This is a genomic window from Ruegeria arenilitoris (genome assembly GCF_013030265.1).
Classification (GTDB): domain Bacteria; phylum Pseudomonadota; class Alphaproteobacteria; order Rhodobacterales; family Rhodobacteraceae; genus Ruegeria; species Ruegeria arenilitoris_E.
In genome coordinates this window covers 338,881-356,479 of record NZ_WPZQ01000002.1, presented here as the reverse complement: position 1 = coordinate 356,479, position 17,599 = coordinate 338,881, and the positions used below count along the sequence as shown (strand labels likewise).

16 protein-coding genes are annotated in these 17,599 nt (G+C 56.2%); 7 read left to right on the top strand and 9 right to left on the bottom strand.

Going from position 1 to position 17,599, the window contains the following annotated elements; translation table 11 throughout:
- Positions 1–36: 36 nt before the first annotated feature.
- The 4 genes from betC to GOX61_RS04610 form a co-directional block, all read right to left on the bottom strand.
- Entirely contained in the window at positions 37–1,545 is a 1,509-nt protein-coding gene (gene betC / locus GOX61_RS04625; protein ID WP_170331636.1) for a choline-sulfatase, read from the bottom strand.
- Positions 1,542–2,114, bottom strand: coding sequence for a choline-binding transcriptional repressor BetI (gene betI, locus GOX61_RS04620; protein WP_170331634.1), 573 nt, complete (start codon positions 2,112–2,114; stop codon positions 1,542–1,544). The genes betC and betI overlap by 4 nt, the downstream gene beginning before the upstream one ends.
- 95 nt (positions 2,115–2,209) lie before the next feature.
- Positions 2,210–3,118, bottom strand: coding sequence for a DMT family transporter (locus tag GOX61_RS04615; protein ID WP_170331632.1), 909 nt, complete (start codon positions 3,116–3,118; stop codon positions 2,210–2,212).
- A 40-nt stretch (positions 3,119–3,158) separates the two neighbouring features.
- Positions 3,159–3,758 (bottom strand): LysE/ArgO family amino acid transporter, encoded by a 600-nt coding sequence (locus GOX61_RS04610; protein ID WP_170331630.1) that lies wholly within the window; start codon positions 3,756–3,758, stop codon positions 3,159–3,161.
- Positions 3,759–3,844: 86 nt separating this feature from the next.
- Here GOX61_RS04610 and GOX61_RS04605 point away from each other — a divergent pair, with 86 nt between their 5' ends.
- The 3 genes from GOX61_RS04605 to GOX61_RS04595 all read left to right on the top strand — a co-directional run bounded on the left by GOX61_RS04605 (position 3,845) and on the right by GOX61_RS04595 (position 6,520).
- Positions 3,845–4,729 (top strand): LysR family transcriptional regulator ArgP, encoded by an 885-nt coding sequence (locus GOX61_RS04605; RefSeq protein WP_170331628.1) that lies wholly within the window; start codon positions 3,845–3,847, stop codon positions 4,727–4,729.
- 37 nt (positions 4,730–4,766) lie between these two features.
- On the top strand, positions 4,767–5,456 hold the full coding sequence (locus GOX61_RS04600; RefSeq protein ID WP_170331626.1) for a nitroreductase family protein: 690 nt from the start codon (positions 4,767–4,769) through the stop codon (positions 5,454–5,456).
- A 107-nt stretch (positions 5,457–5,563) separates the two neighbouring features.
- Complete coding sequence (locus tag GOX61_RS04595; RefSeq protein ID WP_170331624.1) at positions 5,564–6,520, top strand: Hint domain-containing protein; 957 nt, start codon at positions 5,564–5,566, stop codon at positions 6,518–6,520.
- Between the two features lie 40 nt (positions 6,521–6,560).
- On the opposite strand, the gene GOX61_RS04590 is transcribed toward GOX61_RS04595, so the two are convergent.
- Positions 6,561–7,880: a permease gene (locus GOX61_RS04590; protein WP_367646934.1), complete on the bottom strand. Its 1,320-nt coding sequence runs from the start codon at positions 7,878–7,880 to the stop codon at positions 6,561–6,563.
- 108 nt (positions 7,881–7,988) lie between these two features.
- Positions 7,989–8,729 carry a YebC/PmpR family DNA-binding transcriptional regulator gene (locus GOX61_RS04585; protein ID WP_155145326.1) on the bottom strand — a complete coding sequence of 247 codons (741 nt, stop codon included), beginning with the start codon at positions 8,727–8,729 and terminating at the stop codon, positions 7,989–7,991.
- A 110-nt stretch (positions 8,730–8,839) separates the two neighbouring features.
- Here GOX61_RS04585 and GOX61_RS04580 point away from each other — a divergent pair, with 110 nt between their 5' ends.
- The 4 genes from GOX61_RS04580 to GOX61_RS04565 all read left to right on the top strand — a co-directional run bounded on the left by GOX61_RS04580 (position 8,840) and on the right by GOX61_RS04565 (position 13,995).
- Positions 8,840–10,612: an SLC13 family permease gene (locus GOX61_RS04580; protein WP_170331620.1), complete on the top strand. Its 1,773-nt coding sequence runs from the start codon at positions 8,840–8,842 to the stop codon at positions 10,610–10,612.
- Between the two features lie 44 nt (positions 10,613–10,656).
- On the top strand, positions 10,657–11,391 hold the full coding sequence (locus GOX61_RS04575) for a glutamine amidotransferase (RefSeq protein WP_170331618.1): 735 nt from the start codon (positions 10,657–10,659) through the stop codon (positions 11,389–11,391).
- Positions 11,392–11,464: 73 nt separating this feature from the next.
- Complete coding sequence (locus GOX61_RS04570) at positions 11,465–12,322, top strand: bile acid:sodium symporter family protein (RefSeq protein ID WP_170331616.1); 858 nt, start codon at positions 11,465–11,467, stop codon at positions 12,320–12,322.
- An 11-nt stretch (positions 12,323–12,333) separates the two neighbouring features.
- Complete coding sequence (locus GOX61_RS04565; RefSeq protein ID WP_170331615.1) at positions 12,334–13,995, top strand: FAD-binding dehydrogenase; 1,662 nt, start codon at positions 12,334–12,336, stop codon at positions 13,993–13,995.
- Between the two features lie 12 nt (positions 13,996–14,007).
- Here GOX61_RS04565 and GOX61_RS04560 read toward each other — a convergent pair whose 3' ends face one another.
- The 3 genes from GOX61_RS04560 to GOX61_RS04550 all read right to left on the bottom strand — a co-directional run bounded on the left by GOX61_RS04560 (position 14,008) and on the right by GOX61_RS04550 (position 17,528).
- Positions 14,008–14,748, bottom strand: coding sequence for a YbaY family lipoprotein (locus GOX61_RS04560; protein WP_170331613.1), 741 nt, complete (start codon positions 14,746–14,748; stop codon positions 14,008–14,010).
- A 97-nt stretch (positions 14,749–14,845) separates the two neighbouring features.
- Positions 14,846–16,624, bottom strand: coding sequence for an SLC13 family permease (locus tag GOX61_RS04555; RefSeq protein ID WP_170331611.1), 1,779 nt, complete (start codon positions 16,622–16,624; stop codon positions 14,846–14,848).
- Positions 16,625–16,715: 91 nt separating this feature from the next.
- Positions 16,716–17,528, bottom strand: coding sequence for a TIGR00282 family metallophosphoesterase (locus GOX61_RS04550; RefSeq protein ID WP_170331609.1), 813 nt, complete (start codon positions 17,526–17,528; stop codon positions 16,716–16,718).
- Positions 17,529–17,599 lie beyond the last annotated feature (71 nt).

Sequence of the window (17,599 nt, the reverse complement as noted above, 5' to 3'; positions counted from 1 at the left end):
GTGTTCGGCGGGAGTATTTTCAAAACGGTGAAGAGGTCATTCCCCGCGCGGGAAGCGCGCGTTTTCCTCTACGACATTCAGATCCATGTGGTTGCGCATGTAGCGTTCGGACGCCTTCTGCAGCGGCTGATAATCCCACGGGTAGTATCCGCCCTGACGCAGCGCCTCGTACACGACCCAGCGGCGGGCCTGACTGGCGCGCACATCGGCGTCGAACTGGTCCAGATCCCAGCGCGCTTCGGACTTTGCCTTCAGCGTTTCCAGCGTGCCTGCATGTTCAGGGGAGTCCGCAAGATTGTTCAATTCGTGAGGGTCAGCCTCAAGATCATACAACTGGTCCGGGTCCAGCGCGCACCGGTTGTATTTCCATTTGCCATAACGCAGCGAAACCAGAGGTGCATACGACGCCTCGGCCGCATATTCCATCTTCACCGGCGCCGTGCGTTCGGTGCCATTGGCAAGCGGCACGAGGTCTTCACCATCTGTCCACGGCGCAATCTCTGCCATGTCAACGCCGGCCAGCGCCCCGAGAGTCGGCGTGACGTCGATTGTCGAGACCGGCGTATCGATACGACCTGCAGGCATATCTGGTGCAGAGATCATCAGTGGCACACGGGCCGAACCCTCATAGAAGTTCATTTTGAACCACAATCCCCGCTCGCCCAGCATATCGCCGTGATCCGAGACAAACATGATGATGGCTTCCTGACGGGTGGTTTCCAGCACCTCGAGGATCTCGCCGATCTTGTCATCCAGATATGAGATGTTGGCAAAATAGGCTTGTCGCGACTTACGGATATCTTCTTCGGTGATGTCGAAGCTACGCCAGTCATTTGCGTCAAAGATGCGCTTGGAATGCGGATCCTGATTGTCATAGCCGAGATCAGCGACCTCAGGCTGCAAATGCTCGCAATCTTCGTAGAGATCCCAGTATTTGCGGCGCGCTACATATGGATCATGCGGGTGTGTAAAGCTCACGGTGACGCACCATGGGCGGTCATCTTTGCCACGGGCCAGATCATATAGCTTGGCCTTGGCGTTGTATGCGACCTCGTCGTCGTACTCCATCTGGTTCGAGATTTCAGCCACACCTGCGCCTGTCACCGAACCCATATTGTGATACCACCAGTCGATCCGTTCGCCGGGTTTGCGATAATCCGGGGTCCAGCCGAAATCTGCTGGATAGATGTCGGTCGTCAGGCGATCCTCGAACCCGTGCAACTGATCGGGACCCACGAAGTGCATCTTGCCAGACAGGCAGGTGTAGTATCCTGCGCGGCGCAAATGGTGTGCATAGGTCGGGATGTCACTACGAAACTCGGCGGCGTTGTCATAAACGCCTGTGCGGGACGGAAGCTGACCGGACATAAAGCTGGCCCGCCCCGGCGCGCACAGTGGCGAGGCCGTGTAGGCATTGGCAAACCGGGTCGATTTGCTGGCCAGTTTCTTCAGGTTCGGAGCATGAAGCCAGTCTACGGGACCATCGGGAAAGAGGGTTCCGTTAAGCTGATCCACCATCAGGATCAGAATGTTGGGTTTTGTCATTTTTCAGCCTCAAGCAGGGTATTCAGAACACGCATTGCATGGTTGACGGCCAGTTGCGGTTTTTCGGGTGCGCTGAGTGCAGCGCGGATATAAAGCCCATCGATCAGGGCAATCATGTTTTCAGCTGCTTCGACCGGATCTTTCATGACCGGGCGCAGGGCATCGGTCAGATTCGACCGGATACGTGCCTGATAGATCTGCCACAGGCGCAACGCATCATCATTGGTCTGCGCCAGCACATAAAAGGTCATCCAGGCGGCGATGACGTCGGGCGTAAAGCAAGAAGGCGCAAAACACGCCCGGATGATTGCATGTGCTCGTTCCTTCGGGTCGGCTGCTTTGAGCTCGCTCCGGGCTTCTGCCCCGAAATCCGAGAGAATACGGCGCATTGCCGCCAGAAAGATCTGATCTTTACCGCCAAAATAGTGATGCGCCAGCGCACTGGACATCCCTGCGCGCTTAGCAATCTGGCTGACGGTTACATCAAGGGATTTTTTCGAACCAAGTTCAGCGATCGTCGCTTTGACAATCGCATCACGCCGGATCGGCTCCATTCCGAGTTTTGGCATCGCTGCCCCCCTCAACACAACCTGATGGGAAAACGCTAAGGGGTTTTTATTGACTCGTCAATCAATAACGCACATCCGGCTACGCTCGCCTGTATCTAAAGCTTGGGCGCAATACTCGGAGGCGTCAAGTTTCCTCGCTTCAGGACCGCCTCGCGCCAAGTGATGAATGTCACCGCCGCAAGGATCAAAGTCCCACCCGCGACCACCCACAGGTCAATGCCTTCATGGAAGACAAAGGCGCCCAGCAAAGTGGCCCAGATCAGTTGAAGAAAGGTAACCGGCTGCGTCACGGCCACCGGAGCAGCCTGCAATGCAAGCGTCATGAAATAGTGCCCCGCGGTAGCAAAGCTGGCGATGAGAAAGAGTACGCCGATATCGCGTAGGCTGGGCGGGGTCCAAACTGCGATCGCGAAGGGGATCAGGAAAATGGTGGTCCAGATAGAAAGATGGGCCACCACCACGGATGGGCGGACATCCTGCACCATCGCCTTGGCGAGCAGATAAGAGCCACCAAGCATCAGAGATGTACCAAGCATGGCCAGATGTCCGGTCGATACCTCCCGAAAGCCCGGACGGAGGATGATCGCGGCTCCGATCAGAGCAACCAGTATCGCCGCGATCCGGCGAAACGCCATTTTCTCACCCAGAAAAAGTGCAGCGCCAAGCGTGACATAAACCGGAGTGAGATAGTTCATGGCTGTCACTTCGGCCAGTGGGATTTGCGTCATCGCATAGAACCACAGCATGACTCCAACCGCGTGAATCATCCCGCGTACACCAAACAGCGTTAGGTGCCGGCGCGTCAGATGGGTTGTCATGATTGCGCGCATTGCAGGCAACAGAAACACAAGTCCTAGGACATAGCGAAGAAAGGCTGCCTGAATAGGGTCCATCGATGTACCCAGAGACTTGACCAACGCCGTCATCGCCACAAAGGACAACCCGGCGGAGAACATCCAGAACATGCCGGCAAGCGGGCGGGATTGAATGGCAACCGTTGTCATGGAAACGGTTGAACACCGAAACCCGACGAGGAACAACCCTTCACATCGCAACAAGTTTGTAGGCAATGCCCAGCATGACGATCCCGATGATCATATCCAGCACTTGCCACGCGCGCGGGCGGGCAAAGACAGGGGACAGAATTCCCGCCCCATACCCAAGCGAAAAGAAGAACACAAAGCTGGAGAACATAGCCCCAAGGGCAAAACCCATCCGATCATCATATTGTGCCGAGATCGAACCAATGAGAACGACGGTATCAAGATAGACATGCGGGTTGAGCCAGGTGAATGCCAGCACCGTGAGCAGAGCGGTGCGCAGGCTGGTGCGTTGGCTCTCACCAACGTCCATGACTGCCCCACCCCGCCAGGCAGATTGCAGGCTACGCAGCCCATACCAAGTCAGGAATATCGCTCCACCATAGCGCATGACCGTCTCAAACCATGGGGCCGCCTCGGCCAGCGTTCCAAACCCGGCTACGCCCGCACCAATCAGAATGGCGTCTGAAACTGCGCAGGTCAGGCAAAGTGCAAATACATGCTCGCGCCGCAATCCTTGCCGCAGCACAAAGGCGTTTTGTGCGCCGATAGCGAGGATCAGGCTAAAACCAAGGGCAAAACCGGCAATCATGGATGCGGACATGAGGACTCCTGTTCATTGCCAGTTTGACTAGACGCCTCAGACGGCTTTATCAAATTAAAGAAACTGAAGCCTATTAAGTTACACTAATGCAGCTGGACCCACATCATCTGACCGCCCTTTCGGCGATCCTGCGACATGGCAGCTTTGAAATTGCCGCTGCCGAACTTTCAGTCACACCATCGGCAATTTCACAGCGTATCAAGTCGCTTGAGGATCGGGTGGGTGTGGCGCTGGTCCAGCGCGGCGTGCCCTGCACAGGTACACCTGCAGGATTGCGGATTGCCCGACATGCTGAAGATATCGGACTGCTTGAGGCACATCTGGGTCAGGAACTGGCTATCGACCGGGCGACAGGCCCCGCCAGAGTTAAAATTGCTGTTCCTGCAGACAGCCTTGCGACATGGTTCATTGATGCCATGGCACAGGTTGACGACATGTTGTTCGACCTCGTCGTCGATGATCAGGATCATTCAGCGGAATGGCTGCGCCGTGGAGAAGTCAGCGCGGCAATCACAGTCGGTGGTCAATCCGTTACCGGGTGCGATGCTACAGCGTTGGGTACGTTGCGCTATCTGGCCACTGCAAGCCCGGGCTACATGCACAAATGGTTCGCCAACGGTGTCAATCACACCTCACTCGCACGCGCACCGTGTCTGACCTTCAACCAAAAGGACAATCTTCAGCGCGCATGGATCTCGACACAGACAAGTCAACGCATATCGCCCCCTTCGCATTTCCTGCCGTCTACACAAGGATTTGTCGAAGCCGCTGCGGCAGGGTTGGGTTGGGGTATGAACCCCGAAGTTCTCGCGCAGCCATTTATCAATGATGATCGATTGTGTGAGGTCGTGCCCAACTCGCATCTGGACGTGGCATTGACCTGGCAGGTCGGGCGTATTCTGGCCCCTGCCCTTGCGCCATTGACGCGCGCAGTCAAGGATGCAGCAACGCAGGCCTTGATCCGGGCGTAAATCCACCCGATAAGGCATAAACTACTGGAGAATTAACATGTTTTCCCGCGACAGCCTCAGCTACGACCCGCTCCCCCTGCCCGATCGCAGTGACCTGACAGATGAACAAATGGCCGCAGCCGCTCAGGAATTCTATGAGATCATGCGCAAGCGTCATACGGTACGGGACTATTGTGACCGACCGGTGTCGCGAGAAGTCATTGAAAGCTGCATCCGCACTGCCGGAACCGCGCCGTCCGGGGCAAATCACCAGCCCTGGCACTTTGTGGCGATTTCGGATCAGGCGCTGAAGCAACGCATTCGCGAGGAAGCCGAAGAAGAAGAACGTCGGTTCTATGCAGGTGGCGCTGGAGATGAGTGGATCAAGGCGCTGGAGCCAATTGGAACCAATGAAGTCAAAGAACATCTGACCATGGCGCCCTGGCTGATCGTGGTCTTCGCACAGCGCTGGGGACAGTTCGAAGACGGTACACGTTACAAGAACTACTACGTACCCGAGAGCGTGAACATCGCCACCGGCTTTCTGCTTGCAGCGTTGCACCACGCAGGCCTTAGCACGCTGACACACACGCCCAACCCGATGCGCTTTCTGAACGATGCACTGGATCGCCCGGCTTCGGAAAAACCGACGATGATCATAGCGGTCGGGCACCCGTCAGACGATGCAACCGTGCCCTCCGTTGCAAAGCTGAAGAAACCGCTTGAAGAGGTTGCATCCTTCTACTGATCACACGTGTGCACCCACCAATTCGGCGTAAATCTTGTCGAAACTTAAAATTCGAATATATTCATCTACCTGTAGTAACTTGTTCTCTGGTACAGGTGGGCGCGCGAATGGCCACCGACTATGTGGTTGCAGCTTATTATCTCGGGAACACCGGCAGCGACGGTGGCAAAGCGGGTGAGCCCGCTATCGCGACCGTTGTGACTCTGACCGACGAGAACATGGATGACACAATCGCCGAAGGTGAAGACACGATCGACGGCTTCACCATCTCAGCCCTAAAAGACCAATCCACGATTGAGTTGGAAAATGGGCTGACCGTAACGGGCTGGTACATCGAACACGAGGACGCCTCGGGTGACAAAGAGATATACTTTGTCCCAACAGATGGAACTGTTCCGTCTGACAGCGTGCTCGCTGAAGACTCCGAGCAAAATGGCGATCAGGAGGGTGATCCGGGTGACCTGACACCTATCCCTCCACCGCCCTGCTTTGCAGCCGGGACAAGAATTACAACGGATACCGGCTCTTTACCCATCGAGTCTCTAGGAGTGGGAGATCGTGTCCAGACCAGAGATCACGGAATTCAGAAAATCCGGTGGATTGGACGTGCTACGTTGGATCGCAAAATGCTGAGTAAGGCGAGTTTCACACGGCCGATACGAATTAAGCGGGGCGCATTGGGTCGGAATTTACCCAAACGGGATCTCTATCTTTCGCCTATGCACCGGGTGCTTTCATTTGGTCCCCAAATCAACCTGCTTTTCGCCGAAAACGAGGCCTTTGCTGCAGCAAAGTTTCTGACACCTCTTGAGGGGGTATCTCAACAAAACCCAAAAAGCGTGACTTATTATCATCTGCTTTTTGATCGCCACGAAGTCATCCAATCAGAAGGCGTCTGGACCGAAAGTCTGTATCTGGGTGAAAACAGTGCGGGTGGTTTCGATCAGGACCAGTTGCAGGAACTATGCTGCCTCTTCCCTGAGCTCATTGATGACATCACGGCCCACTCGATGGTTCTGGCCAGAAGAGATCTCAGGAAATTCGAGATGCACGCAGCACTCTGAGATGACCGACCGGCTTGAGCGTGCCATGTGCCAACAACGCTTATTCAGCTGCACCGGTCTGCTGCTCTGCTAATCGGTTCGTTGGCAAGACCACGCGATAGCAGGCATATGCGGCCCATAAACTGCAGATAACGATGAACACGATCGCCAATGCGACTTCGTGCATATGGGCTATGGCTGCTAAAGCGGCAGAGATTATGACAGCTGACAGTCTGCAGATGCTTTTGATCGCGGCTGATCCTTTGACGCGTTGTTCCTTGGGGGCGACATCAAGGAAGTAAAGCTTCCTTGCGCTGCTGATACCCGTCACCGCTACTGTCACGATGAACAAGGCCACCGCGTGCAAGTGTATATCGTGATCAATGCCGATGTAGTGGACAGAAACCAGCACTGCGCCGGTCGCCGCCACCATCAATGTCCCGGTGACCATTACCGCGCGATGCGATTTCATGTTTATGAATTGCCACAATGGTGCAGAGATCAGATACCCCGATGCCGATGAAATGATTAGGGCGGTTAAACCCTTGGCAGTCGCATGATGCGCCTCGGCCGCAATCAACGCAAAAAATGGCACGGCCAACGCAACCACAACCAGGGGCAACCGCATCACCAGATATTGCCGGAACCAGGCCTGATCAAACATTGCACGAATGTCGCCGATGTACTGACCTGCCGACCGGTGTTGCGGGCGTTCGGCCTGCATCCCGGTTTTGTCATCCCGGGCCAACTCCGCCATCGCAAGAATGGACAGACCGGAAAGTACAAAAAAGGTAACGGCTGCGGCAATCACCGTCGAGTGGCGCGAGAACGGCGGATTTTCCTTGGTAATTTCGTGCAGTATCAAGGTCAGTGCGATTGCACCCAATCCCCCGGCGCCAAGCTGCAGATAATGCATCCACATCCTGGATTTCGACTTCAGATGATCACCCAGTAGATCTGTCAGCATGAGGCTTTGGATCTCTTCCACCAATCCGATGCAAAAAAACGCAGCCACAAACGCCACAGCAATCAGGGGCGTACCTCCAACCGCAGCGACAACAATCGCCACTAACAAACAAGCGCCTATGCCAATTTCAGTCAGCGCTATTGCGCGCTTTTTCTGTTGTTTTGCGGAAATCCGGCCAGCAAGAAAAACATCCGACAGCGTGCCACCGATTTTTCGAACCGACACCAGAGCTCCAGCCAAAAACATCGGCATTTCAAGCGAGACCGCCAGAAAAGGCAGAACAACTGACGGGCTGCCCATTGTCCACGCGACTTGCGACAGAATACTCTGCCCTGCCAATACAGGGACGTTTCGCCTTTCGAGATCGGTCGTGGACTTACCCGCCATTTCCCCGTCGTTTTGCCATCTGACCACAAGCCTATAACCTCAAACAATTTCGGCCAAGCGGTAAGTTTAACGCGCAAAAAACGAAAAACCCGGCTCAATGAGCCGGGTTTGAAACAGTCGTCAGGGTCGCAGAATTCAGAGTTGCGCCATGACCTCGTCCGATGCTTCGAAGTTCGTGGTAACGCGCTGAACGTCATCATCGTCTTCCAGCGCATCCACCAGCTTCATCAGCTTTTGCATGTCTTCCAGACCCAGCTCGGTTGTGGTGGTTGGCTTCCACACCAGCTTGGTGGACTCGGTCTCGCCCAGCGCCGCTTCGAGTGCATTAGATACGTCATTCAGATCTGTATCCGCACACCAGATGATGTGGCCTTCGTCCGAGCTTTCGACATCTTCAGCGCCTGCTTCGATCGCCGCTTCGAAAACGGTGTCAGCGTCGCCAACAGATGCCGTATAAACAACTTCACCCTTGCGTTCGAACATGAACCCGACTGAACCAGTCTCGCCCAGGTTGCCGCCGTTTTTGGAGAAGGTCGAGCGCACTGTTGATGCAGTCCGGTTGCGGTTGTCGGTCATGGTCTCGACGATCACGGCCACACCGTTCGGGCCATAGCCCTCGTACCGGATTTCTTCGTAATCGTCGCCTTCGCCTGCAACCGATTTCTTGATCGCGCGGTCGATCACGTCCTTGGGGACCGAGTTCGACTTGGCCTCTTTCACCGCCAGACGCAGGCGCGGGTTCTTGTCGGGATCAGGGTCGCCCATCTTTGCGGCAACGGTGATTTCTTTCGACAGTTTGGAAAACAATTTGGACCGCGCGGCGTCCTGACGCCCCTTGCGGTGCTGGATGTTGGCCCATTTGGAATGGCCTGCCATGTTGCGTCCTCGTGATAGTGATTGCGTATTTGGCGCACATATAGACGTTTGCGGGGGCGAGGATCAAGAGAGCGGCTTGTTCGTCGCGAATGCGCGGGTATGGTGGCGGTATGACGACAGATCAGATCATTCTTTTCACCCTTTTCATCACTGTATTTGCTTTGCTGTTGTGGGGGCGGTTTCGATACGACCTTGTCGCCTTCGCTGCCCTGATGGTTGGCGTGGTTTTGGGTGTCGTGCCCGTCGACAACGCGTTCTCGGGGTTTGGCCATCCCGCCACCATCATCGTTGCACTCGTTCTGGTCGTATCGGCCGGATTGGTCCGTTCGGGCGCGGTGTTTCTGATCACTCGCACTCTGGTTGACGCATCGCGTGGTCTGGGTGCGCACATCGCGCTGATGGGTGGAATCGGTGCCGTTCTGTCAGCATTCATGAACAACGTCGCCGCCCTTGCCCTGCTGATGCCCGTGGATATTCAGACCGCGCGAAAAGCAGGACGATCAGTCGGACTAACCCTGATGCCGTTAAGCTTTGCGACCATCCTTGGCGGCATGGCGACCCTGATCGGCACCCCACCCAACATCATCATCGCCTCAATCCGCGCCGAGACGCTGGGCGAGCCATTTCGCATGTTTGACTTCGCCCCTGTGGGCGGTCTGGCAGCTGTTGCCGGTCTCGCATTTGTGTCCCTGGTTGGGTGGAGGCTGATCCCGAACCGAGGACCTCAAACCGAAACTTCCGAGGCGCTGGCAGAATACATCGCAGAACTGACCATTCCGCCTGAGTCCGCTCATATCGGAAAACGTGTTAGCGAGCTCTATGAGGCATCGGAAAAATCCGATGTTGCGATTATCGGACTGATCCGGGATGGCAAAAGGCGTTATGGCCGGTCTGCGCATACCAGCTTGCGTGAAGGCGATGCGCTGGTTCTGGAAGCGCGGCCCGAAGCACTGGATGAGTTCCGCGCGGCCCTGAATCTCGATTTCTCAGACACGCGCCGACAGGAGTTGCTGACGGCAGAAGGCGAAGGTCTGGAAGTGATTGAGGTTGTGGCACCCGAAAGTGCGCGTATCACTGGCCGGACGGCGCAAGGTCTTGGACTGGCGTGGCGGCAGAGCACGGTTCTGATGGGCATCTCACGTCAGGGGCGCAGGATTACGCAACAGGTTCGCAAAACCGAAGTTGAAGCGGGTGATATCCTGCTGTTGCTCTGCCCAAGGGATCGCAGCGCCGATGTGACCGAGTGGCTGGGATGTTTGCCTCTGGCCCAACGCGGTCTGAACGTAACCGCAAACGAGAAAGCGTGGCTTGCCATTGGTTTGTTTGCCGCCGCCGTTTTGGCCGCCAGCATTGGTTTGATTTATCTGCCGGTTGCTCTTGGTCTGGTCGTCATCGCTTATGTTTTGACCAAGATCCTGCCAATTGCCGACATCTACAATCACATCGAATGGCCAGTGGTCGTGCTGCTTGGGTCCATGATCCCGTTGGGCAGCGCGCTGGAAACTTCGGGTGGGACAGAACTGATTGCGAATGCTCTGGTTCAGCTCACTGATGGGCTGCCCGCTTGGGCCATTCTGACCGTCCTGATGGTCGTGACTATGACTCTGTCGGATGTTCTGAACAATACAGCGACAGCTATCGTTGCCGCTCCGGTAGGCATTCAGATGGCTCGCACGCTGGAAGTCTCTCCGGATCCGTTCCTAATGACAGTCGCAGTTGCAGCTTCGGCAGCGTTTCTTACCCCGATCGGGCATAAGAATAACACGCTGGTCCTTGGTCCGGGCGGTTATCGTTTTGGCGACTACTGGCGTATGGGATTGCCGTTGGAAATACTGATCATTGCTGTATCTGTGCCTGCGATCCTTGTGTTCTGGCCACTTTGAGCGACGGCTTGCATGGTGGGGCAAGACCACGGTAAGGGCAGATTATGAAACGTTTTCTGATCCTCCAACTGCGCCCCGAAGCTGATGCGTCCGATGCGGAATTTGCATCCATTCTGGATAAAACAGGTCTGTCCGTCGAACGCACTCATCGCATCCGGCTGGATTGCGAGGACCTGCCCGAGGGTCTGCAGGTGACCGACTATGCCGGTGTCATCGTTGGTGGCGGTCCCGGCTGCGTCAGCGATGATCCAGCCACCAAATCTGAAATGGACGCGCGGATTGAAAGTGCGATCATGGACCTCATGCCTCAGATTACGGCGCATGATCACCCGTTCATGGGATGCTGCTATGGGCTGGGCATTCTGGCGGCACATCTGGGTGGAGAGGTCAGCAAGAAACAATACGGAGAGCCTGTCGGCCCATCGACATGCCAGTTGACCTCAGACGCAGCCGATGACCCCATGACTGCAGGGCTGCTGCCCGAGTTCGAAGCCTTTGTCGGGCACAAAGAAGCGGTGCAGGAATTGCCCGAAGGATGTGTGCATCTGGTATCGTCCGCTCCCTGCCCGTATCAGATGATCCGCTGGGGCAAGAATGTATATGCGACGCAATTTCACCCCGAGGCCGACGCACGGGACTTTGAGCAGCGCATAAACATCTACAAAAACCACGGCTATTTCCCACCTGAAGATGCACAATCTCTGATCGATATGTGTCATGCAGCTGATGTGACACAGCCAGGCGAAATCCTGCGCCGGTTTGCCCAACGGTACGAGTGACCCCACGGCGCGGTTGCCTGTTCCAATCTCCCTCGCTTAGGCTGGTCCGAACGGCTTTGGGAGGAGTTGTTTCTTGGATCTGCTAATCAATGTCGGCCTGCCCGTATCGCTGGCCATAATCATGCTGTCTCTGGGTATCGGATTGGAGGTTGCCGATTTCCGGCGCGTCATAAGCCGGCGATACCCATTCGCCATCGGCGCGATATGCCAGGTGATACTGTTACCCGTCGCGGCGTTCATCACCGTCAAACTCTTTGCATTGCCACCGGAAATTGCGGTCGGCTTTATGCTGCTCAGTTTTTGTCCCGGTGGCGTCACCAGCAACATCCTGTCCAAACTTGCGAAAGCTGACGTGGCCCTGTCTGTCAGCCTGACCGCCGTGATCAGCCTGTTGTCCATCATCACCGTTCCTGTGCTGGCGGCGTGGTCGATCAACCACTTTATGGGCGAAGACGCCCCAGAGGTTTCGATCAGCGGACTTGCCATTGCGATGTTCCTGATCACCACGCTGCCAGTGGCAATCGGTGTTAGTCTTCGCCATTTTGCCACGGGATTTGCCAACAGGATCGATACGGGATTGTCAAAGCTGGCAACCGTCCTGTTTGTCCTGATCGTTGTCGCTGCCCTGGCAGGAAACTGGCAACTTTTCGTCGACAATCTCGGGATCATGGGCGCCGGGTTGATTTCACTGAACGTAGCACTTTTACTGATCGGGCTTGGTCTGGCGCGCGCTGCAAATCTGTCGTGGAACGAAAGCAAGACGATCTCGATCGAAACCGGCGTTCAAAATTCGACCCTGGGTATCACACTGGCTGCGCTCATCACCGGTACGGAAAGTGGCTTCAGCCCTCTGGCGCTGCCATCGGCCGTTTATGGGATCACGATGTATGCCGTCGCAATCCCGTTTCTTGTCTGGTTCCGTAACCGCTGAAAGGACATCCGATGACCAACAACACAGCAGATGCGATTGTCGTCGGGGGTGGTCTTGCAGGGCTTGCGGCAGCGGCCGAACTTGGGGATCGCGGCAAGAAGGTGATTGTTGTCGATCAGGAGCCCGAGCATTTCCTGGGCGGGCAGGCATTCTGGAGCTTGGGCGGTTTGTTCATGGTCAACACGCCAGAACAGCGCCGCATGGGCATTCGCGACAGTCAGGAACTGGCTTTGCGTGACTGGATGGGCAGCGCTCAGTTTGATCGCGAGGACGATCTGTGGCCTCGCAAATGGGCTGAGGCGTATGTTGAGTTCGCGGCCGGCGAGATGCGCCCATGGCTGCATGAAATGGGCCTGCGCTGGTTCCCGGTTGTGGGTTGGGCCGAACGTGGTGGATCGTACGCCGATGGCCATGGGAACTCGGTTCCGCGATTTCACATCACATGGGGCACCGGGCCGGGCGTTCTGGAACATTTCATTCGCCGCGTTCGTGAACATGTCAGTGCCGGCCTCATCGACTTGAAGTTCCGCCATCAGGTCAGTCACATCATAATGCAAAATGGATCCGCCAAAGGCATCTCGGGCGAAGTTCTGGCGGATGACATCGCGCAGCGCGGCGGCAAAACCAACCGGGATGAGGTAGGCGAATTCGAATTCTACGCACCATCCGTCATCGTAACCTCGGGCGGGATCGGAGGGAACTTTGAGATGGTGCGCAAGAACTGGCCTCAGGACCGGCTTGGCAAACCGCCAGAGAATATGGTGGCAGGTGTGCCCTTTCACGTCGATGGTCGGATGATCCCAATCAGCGAAAAGGCGGGCGGGCATATCATCAACGGCGACCGCATGTGGCACTACACTGAAGGCGTCCGAAACTGGGATCCAATCTGGCCCGCACATGGCATCCGCATTTTGCCGGGCCCAAGTTCGATGTGGTTTGATGCCGAAGGCAACCGGCTGCAACCGCCTTGCTTGCCGGGATTTGACACACTAGGAACACTGCGCGAAATCCTGAAAACCGGATATGAATACAGCTGGTTCGTGCTGACTCAGAAAGTGATCAAGAAGGAGTTCGCCCTTTCGGGTTCAGAACAGAACCCGGATTTCACCTCGGGCAGTTGGAAAGAAGTCATTCGCCAGCGTGTCCTGTCAGGCTCCAAGGCAACTGGTCCGGTCGAGGCCTTCAAGGAGAAAGGCGAAGATTTTGTCGTTGCCAATACGCTGACCGAACTGGTGAGCGGCATGAACCACCTTGGCGGCGGACTGATCGATGAAGCGCATCTGCGCGCTCAGATCGAGGCACGTGATTCACAGGTCGACAATCCGTTCTCGAAAGACGCACAGATGATGGCCATCCTTGCGGCACGCAACTATCGGGGGGACAAGCTGATCCGGACGGCAAAGCCACACAAGTTCCTTGACCCGGCGAATGGCCCTCTGATCGCGGTAAAGCTGCATGTACTCACCCGCAAGACGCTGGGCGGGCTGCAAACTAACCTGGACAGCCAGATGGTCGGTGCCGACGGACAGGTCGTGCCGGGCCTGTTTGCTGCAGGTGAGGTCGCCGGCTTTGGCGGCGGCGGCTACCACGGATATAATGCGCTTGAAGGAACCTTCCTTGGTGGCTGTATCTTCTCGGGTCGGAATGCTGGTCGGTCACGCGCGGTCGCGTGACCAATTGCCGTTCTACTGAGAGAGGGTGAACTGAACCACAGGTTCACCCGCTGCATTCAGGAAAGCGAGCCTTTCCCCCTTCAACGCATATGTTGTTGTGCTTTGCAGCGCCTTGAGGAATTGCCGTTCAACCTCATCAAGCGGAGGCGGGCAAGCCATCAGGGTCGCGGCCATGTTCTCAGGAAAGTCGATACTGCTACCCGAGATCTCGGCCTGACCGTTGAAGCGATTGCAACCGCTGGTCCCCGAAAACGCGCCACCCGCCGCAAACGATATTTCAGGACGTTTGTCAGTATTCAGTGCTGCGCCCTGCAAGACAGCCGCATTCCATGTGGTGTTTTCGAGCATAGCAACCCCTTGAGGTTGTACTTTTACCAAAACCAGATCAGCGGAATCGCCTGCCCCGTCTGTCAGAACCGGATAGGCGGTATCCGTAGTGAATATCAGTTTCTTACCCTGATAAATCGATCCACGAACCACATAGCGCATATTGTCCTTGATCAGTGCATCATCATAAGTCAGCTCAAAATCCGCAGGCACACCGGTCAGTGCATAGCGCTGAGCCGCCAGTATCTCGGCGGGTGCATCGGCCTTGGATACATCCTGAAGTTCAACATAAAGGGTTGCATCGGGTGGAACCGCAATCTTCTCACGATAGGTTGCCGAACCCTGAATTGTTCCAGCGATACCAGCCCCACACAAAGTGGCCCAAATCGCTGTGCTGGCCAGAACGGCCCGTCCGGTCTTGGGCATATCTCAATCCCCTTCTGAAATTCTCTACTCTAAAAGATCGTGTAATCGCTTTGGTTTACAAGGCTGTTAAACCAGTCTCGGCGATTCCACGCCGGTTTCAGAGCGGCCAAATCAATGGAATTAAGAGCGAGGCCAACAGACCGCAGGTCAGGTTAAGTGGGATACCAACCTTCATGAAATCCAGGAACCGGTATCCGCCGGGGCCATAGACCATCATGTTCGTCTGGTATCCGATCGGCGTGGCAAAAGACGCGGAGGCCGCCACCATGACCGCCACAACCAACGGACGCGGATCGATTCCGACCGCCTGCGCGAGGCCGATGGCGATCGGCGTCACCACAACCGCAACCGCGTTGTTCGAAACCATCTCTGTCAGCACCGATGTGAGCAGATACACAGCCCAAACAATCAGGAACGGTGGGAGCATACTCAGACTCGGGGCAACAGCTTCGACAATCAACGACACCGCTCCGGAATGATCCAGTGCAGCGCCGATAGCCAACATTGCAAAGATCAGCGCCAGCAGGCGACCTTCGACAAAGGAAAAAGCCTCATCAGCGTCAATACAGCGGGTCAGCAGGACAACAGCGACCGCGAGTATCGACAACAGAAGGATCGGTGCAACACCAAGCGCGGCAAGCACGACGATGCCCGCCAGTGATCCGATAGCGATCGGGGCATGGCTTCGACGGAAAGCACGCGCTGATGGCTGAGAAACATCCACCATGTCCATATCGGCAGCCAGTTTCTGGATATCGGCGGGCGCGCCCTCTAACAGCAACGTATCACCAACGCGGACAACCAAATCGTCCAGCTGGCGACCGATATTCTGGTTCCGGCGATGGACTGCAAGTACGTATACACCATACCGTCGACGCAGGCGTAGTGCACCCAGTGTACGCCCCACCATGCGACAACCCGGCGTAATAAGAACTTCGACCGTCTTGGTTTCCACAGCAGAAACCTGATCAACCCGCTTGAGTTCGGGATTGCGCTGAAGGCTTAGCAATTCTGTCATCTCAGTACGCAAAACGACCCGGTCGCCAACCTTCAGGGTAACGCCCTTCAAGTTCCGGCGCAGCGAGTCGTCACCCCTGATAACGTCGATCAGACGAACACCCGGGCGCTTGAACAAACGCACGCCTGTGACTTCGCGATCGATCAGATTACTGTCTGGCGGCACAACGGCTTCGGTAAAGAACTTCATCTTTGATCGGTCGCTGAGCATGCTGGCCATGCTATCGCGATCCGGCAACAGACGCGGTGCGATGAACCGCAGATAGAACATGCCGTAAATCACCAGCGCGATGCCAAGAGGTGTGACTTCGAAGATGGTGAAGGCAGGTAGTCCCTGCGCACGTGCGACACCGTCGACAAGCAGGTTGGTGGATGTCCCGATCAGGGTCAGAGTTCCACCCAGTATGGCCGCATAACTCAGCGGGATCAGCAGTTTCGAAGCCGGGACATTCAGCGTTCGCGCGATCTGCACGAAGACAGGGATCATTACAACAACGACGGGTGTATTCGACACGACGGCTGAGGCGAAAACCACAAATGCCATGAGGGTCGCGATTGCGATCTTGGGATTGACCTGCGCCTGTTTCTGCGCCGTCGACGTAAACGCATCCAATGCCCCAGTGCGAACCAGCGCGCCCATGATGATGAACATTGCTGCAATCGTCCAAGGCGCCGGGTTTGACAGCACCGCCAATGCGCTTTGATAAGGCAGGATACCGGTGACCAGCATCAGGGCGACACCGCCAATGGCTACAACCTCGGTCGGGTAAACTTCGCGCAGGAACATGATGAACATGCCCGCAACAACCACCAGTGCGAGAATTGCACTGCCTGTATCTGTCAGTTGAAGGAATTGCATTCGTGGTATTCTGTCCGAACCCTGGTCTGGCAAAAGCGCCTAGTGGGCAGTTTCACGCATAGAACGCTGCAGGGCAAGCCTGACGTGTTACCTAAGGACCTGCTTGTTCCAGACGCCCACCGACCCGCACCATGCGCACTGACTTGGCCTGACCATCGCGATCATCGGTTTCCACAAACACACCGCTTAATGTGGCCTCGCCATTCGCGGGTGTAAATCGCGCCTTGGGCATACCGGTGATGAAGCGGCGCATGGGCTCCTGCTTGTCCATACCGATGACGGAATCGTAGTCGCCGCACATTCCTGCGTCGGTCAGGTAAGCCGTACCCCCCGGTAGAATCTGAGCATCAGCCGTCGGCACATGGGTATGTGTACCCACCACGAGACTGGCGCGCTTGTCGCAATAGTGGCCCATCGCCATTTTTTCCGACGTGGCCTCGCAATGCATATCCACGATGATAGCCTGCGCCTGCCCTCCTCGAGGGTGAGATTTCAGGATTGGTTCAATCGCCGAGAACGGATCGTCAAATGGCCGTTTCATGAAAACCTGCCCAAGAACCTGAACCACGAGCACTTTGCGGCCGCCAGGCGCGGTAAAAAGACGATGCCCCCGCCCCGGCGCCCCTTTGGCAAAGTTCACCGGCCGGATGATGCGCGACTCTTTCTCGATGAATTGCAGCATATCTTTCTGGTCGAACGCATGATCGCCCAGCGTCACGCAATCTGCACCGGAATCCAGAAGCAGTTTGGCGTGATCCCCGGTCAGCCCCATTCCGTTCGAGGCATTCTCGCCGTTCACTACCACGAAATCCAACCGCCATTCGTCACGCAGACGCGGCAGATGCTGCTGGATGGCAGCGCGACCGGCGCGCCCCATCACATCACCCAGAAACAAAATCCTCATAAAAGGCGTCCTAGGGGCTGGAGGCGGCAATAACAAGGCGGAACCGTGCCAATTACGCGCCGTCCTACGGG

What these genes read in the sequence shown, in the direction of transcription:
- betC (WP_170331636.1), bottom strand. Translation starts at nt 1,545, where the DNA reads ATGACAAAACCCAACATTCTGATCCTGATGGTGGATCAGCTTAACGGA.
- betI (WP_170331634.1), bottom strand. Translation starts at nt 2,114, where the DNA reads ATGCCAAAACTCGGAATGGAGCCGATCCGGCGTGATGCGATTGTCAAA.
- GOX61_RS04615 (WP_170331632.1), bottom strand. Translation starts at nt 3,118, where the DNA reads ATGACAACGGTTGCCATTCAATCCCGCCCGCTTGCCGGCATGTTCTGG.
- GOX61_RS04610 (WP_170331630.1), bottom strand. Translation starts at nt 3,758, where the DNA reads ATGTCCGCATCCATGATTGCCGGTTTTGCCCTTGGTTTTAGCCTGATC.
- GOX61_RS04605 (WP_170331628.1), top strand. Translation starts at nt 3,845, where the DNA reads ATGCAGCTGGACCCACATCATCTGACCGCCCTTTCGGCGATCCTGCGA.
- GOX61_RS04600 (WP_170331626.1), top strand. Translation starts at nt 4,767, where the DNA reads ATGTTTTCCCGCGACAGCCTCAGCTACGACCCGCTCCCCCTGCCCGAT.
- GOX61_RS04595 (WP_170331624.1), top strand. Translation starts at nt 5,564, where the DNA reads ATGGCCACCGACTATGTGGTTGCAGCTTATTATCTCGGGAACACCGGC.
- GOX61_RS04585 (WP_155145326.1), bottom strand. Translation starts at nt 8,729, where the DNA reads ATGGCAGGCCATTCCAAATGGGCCAACATCCAGCACCGCAAGGGGCGT.
- GOX61_RS04580 (WP_170331620.1), top strand. Translation starts at nt 8,840, where the DNA reads ATGACGACAGATCAGATCATTCTTTTCACCCTTTTCATCACTGTATTT.
- GOX61_RS04575 (WP_170331618.1), top strand. Translation starts at nt 10,657, where the DNA reads ATGAAACGTTTTCTGATCCTCCAACTGCGCCCCGAAGCTGATGCGTCC.
- GOX61_RS04565 (WP_170331615.1), top strand. Translation starts at nt 12,334, where the DNA reads ATGACCAACAACACAGCAGATGCGATTGTCGTCGGGGGTGGTCTTGCA.
- GOX61_RS04560 (WP_170331613.1), bottom strand. Translation starts at nt 14,748, where the DNA reads ATGCCCAAGACCGGACGGGCCGTTCTGGCCAGCACAGCGATTTGGGCC.
- GOX61_RS04555 (WP_170331611.1), bottom strand. Translation starts at nt 16,624, where the DNA reads ATGCAATTCCTTCAACTGACAGATACAGGCAGTGCAATTCTCGCACTG.
- GOX61_RS04550 (WP_170331609.1), bottom strand. Translation starts at nt 17,528, where the DNA reads ATGAGGATTTTGTTTCTGGGTGATGTGATGGGGCGCGCCGGTCGCGCT.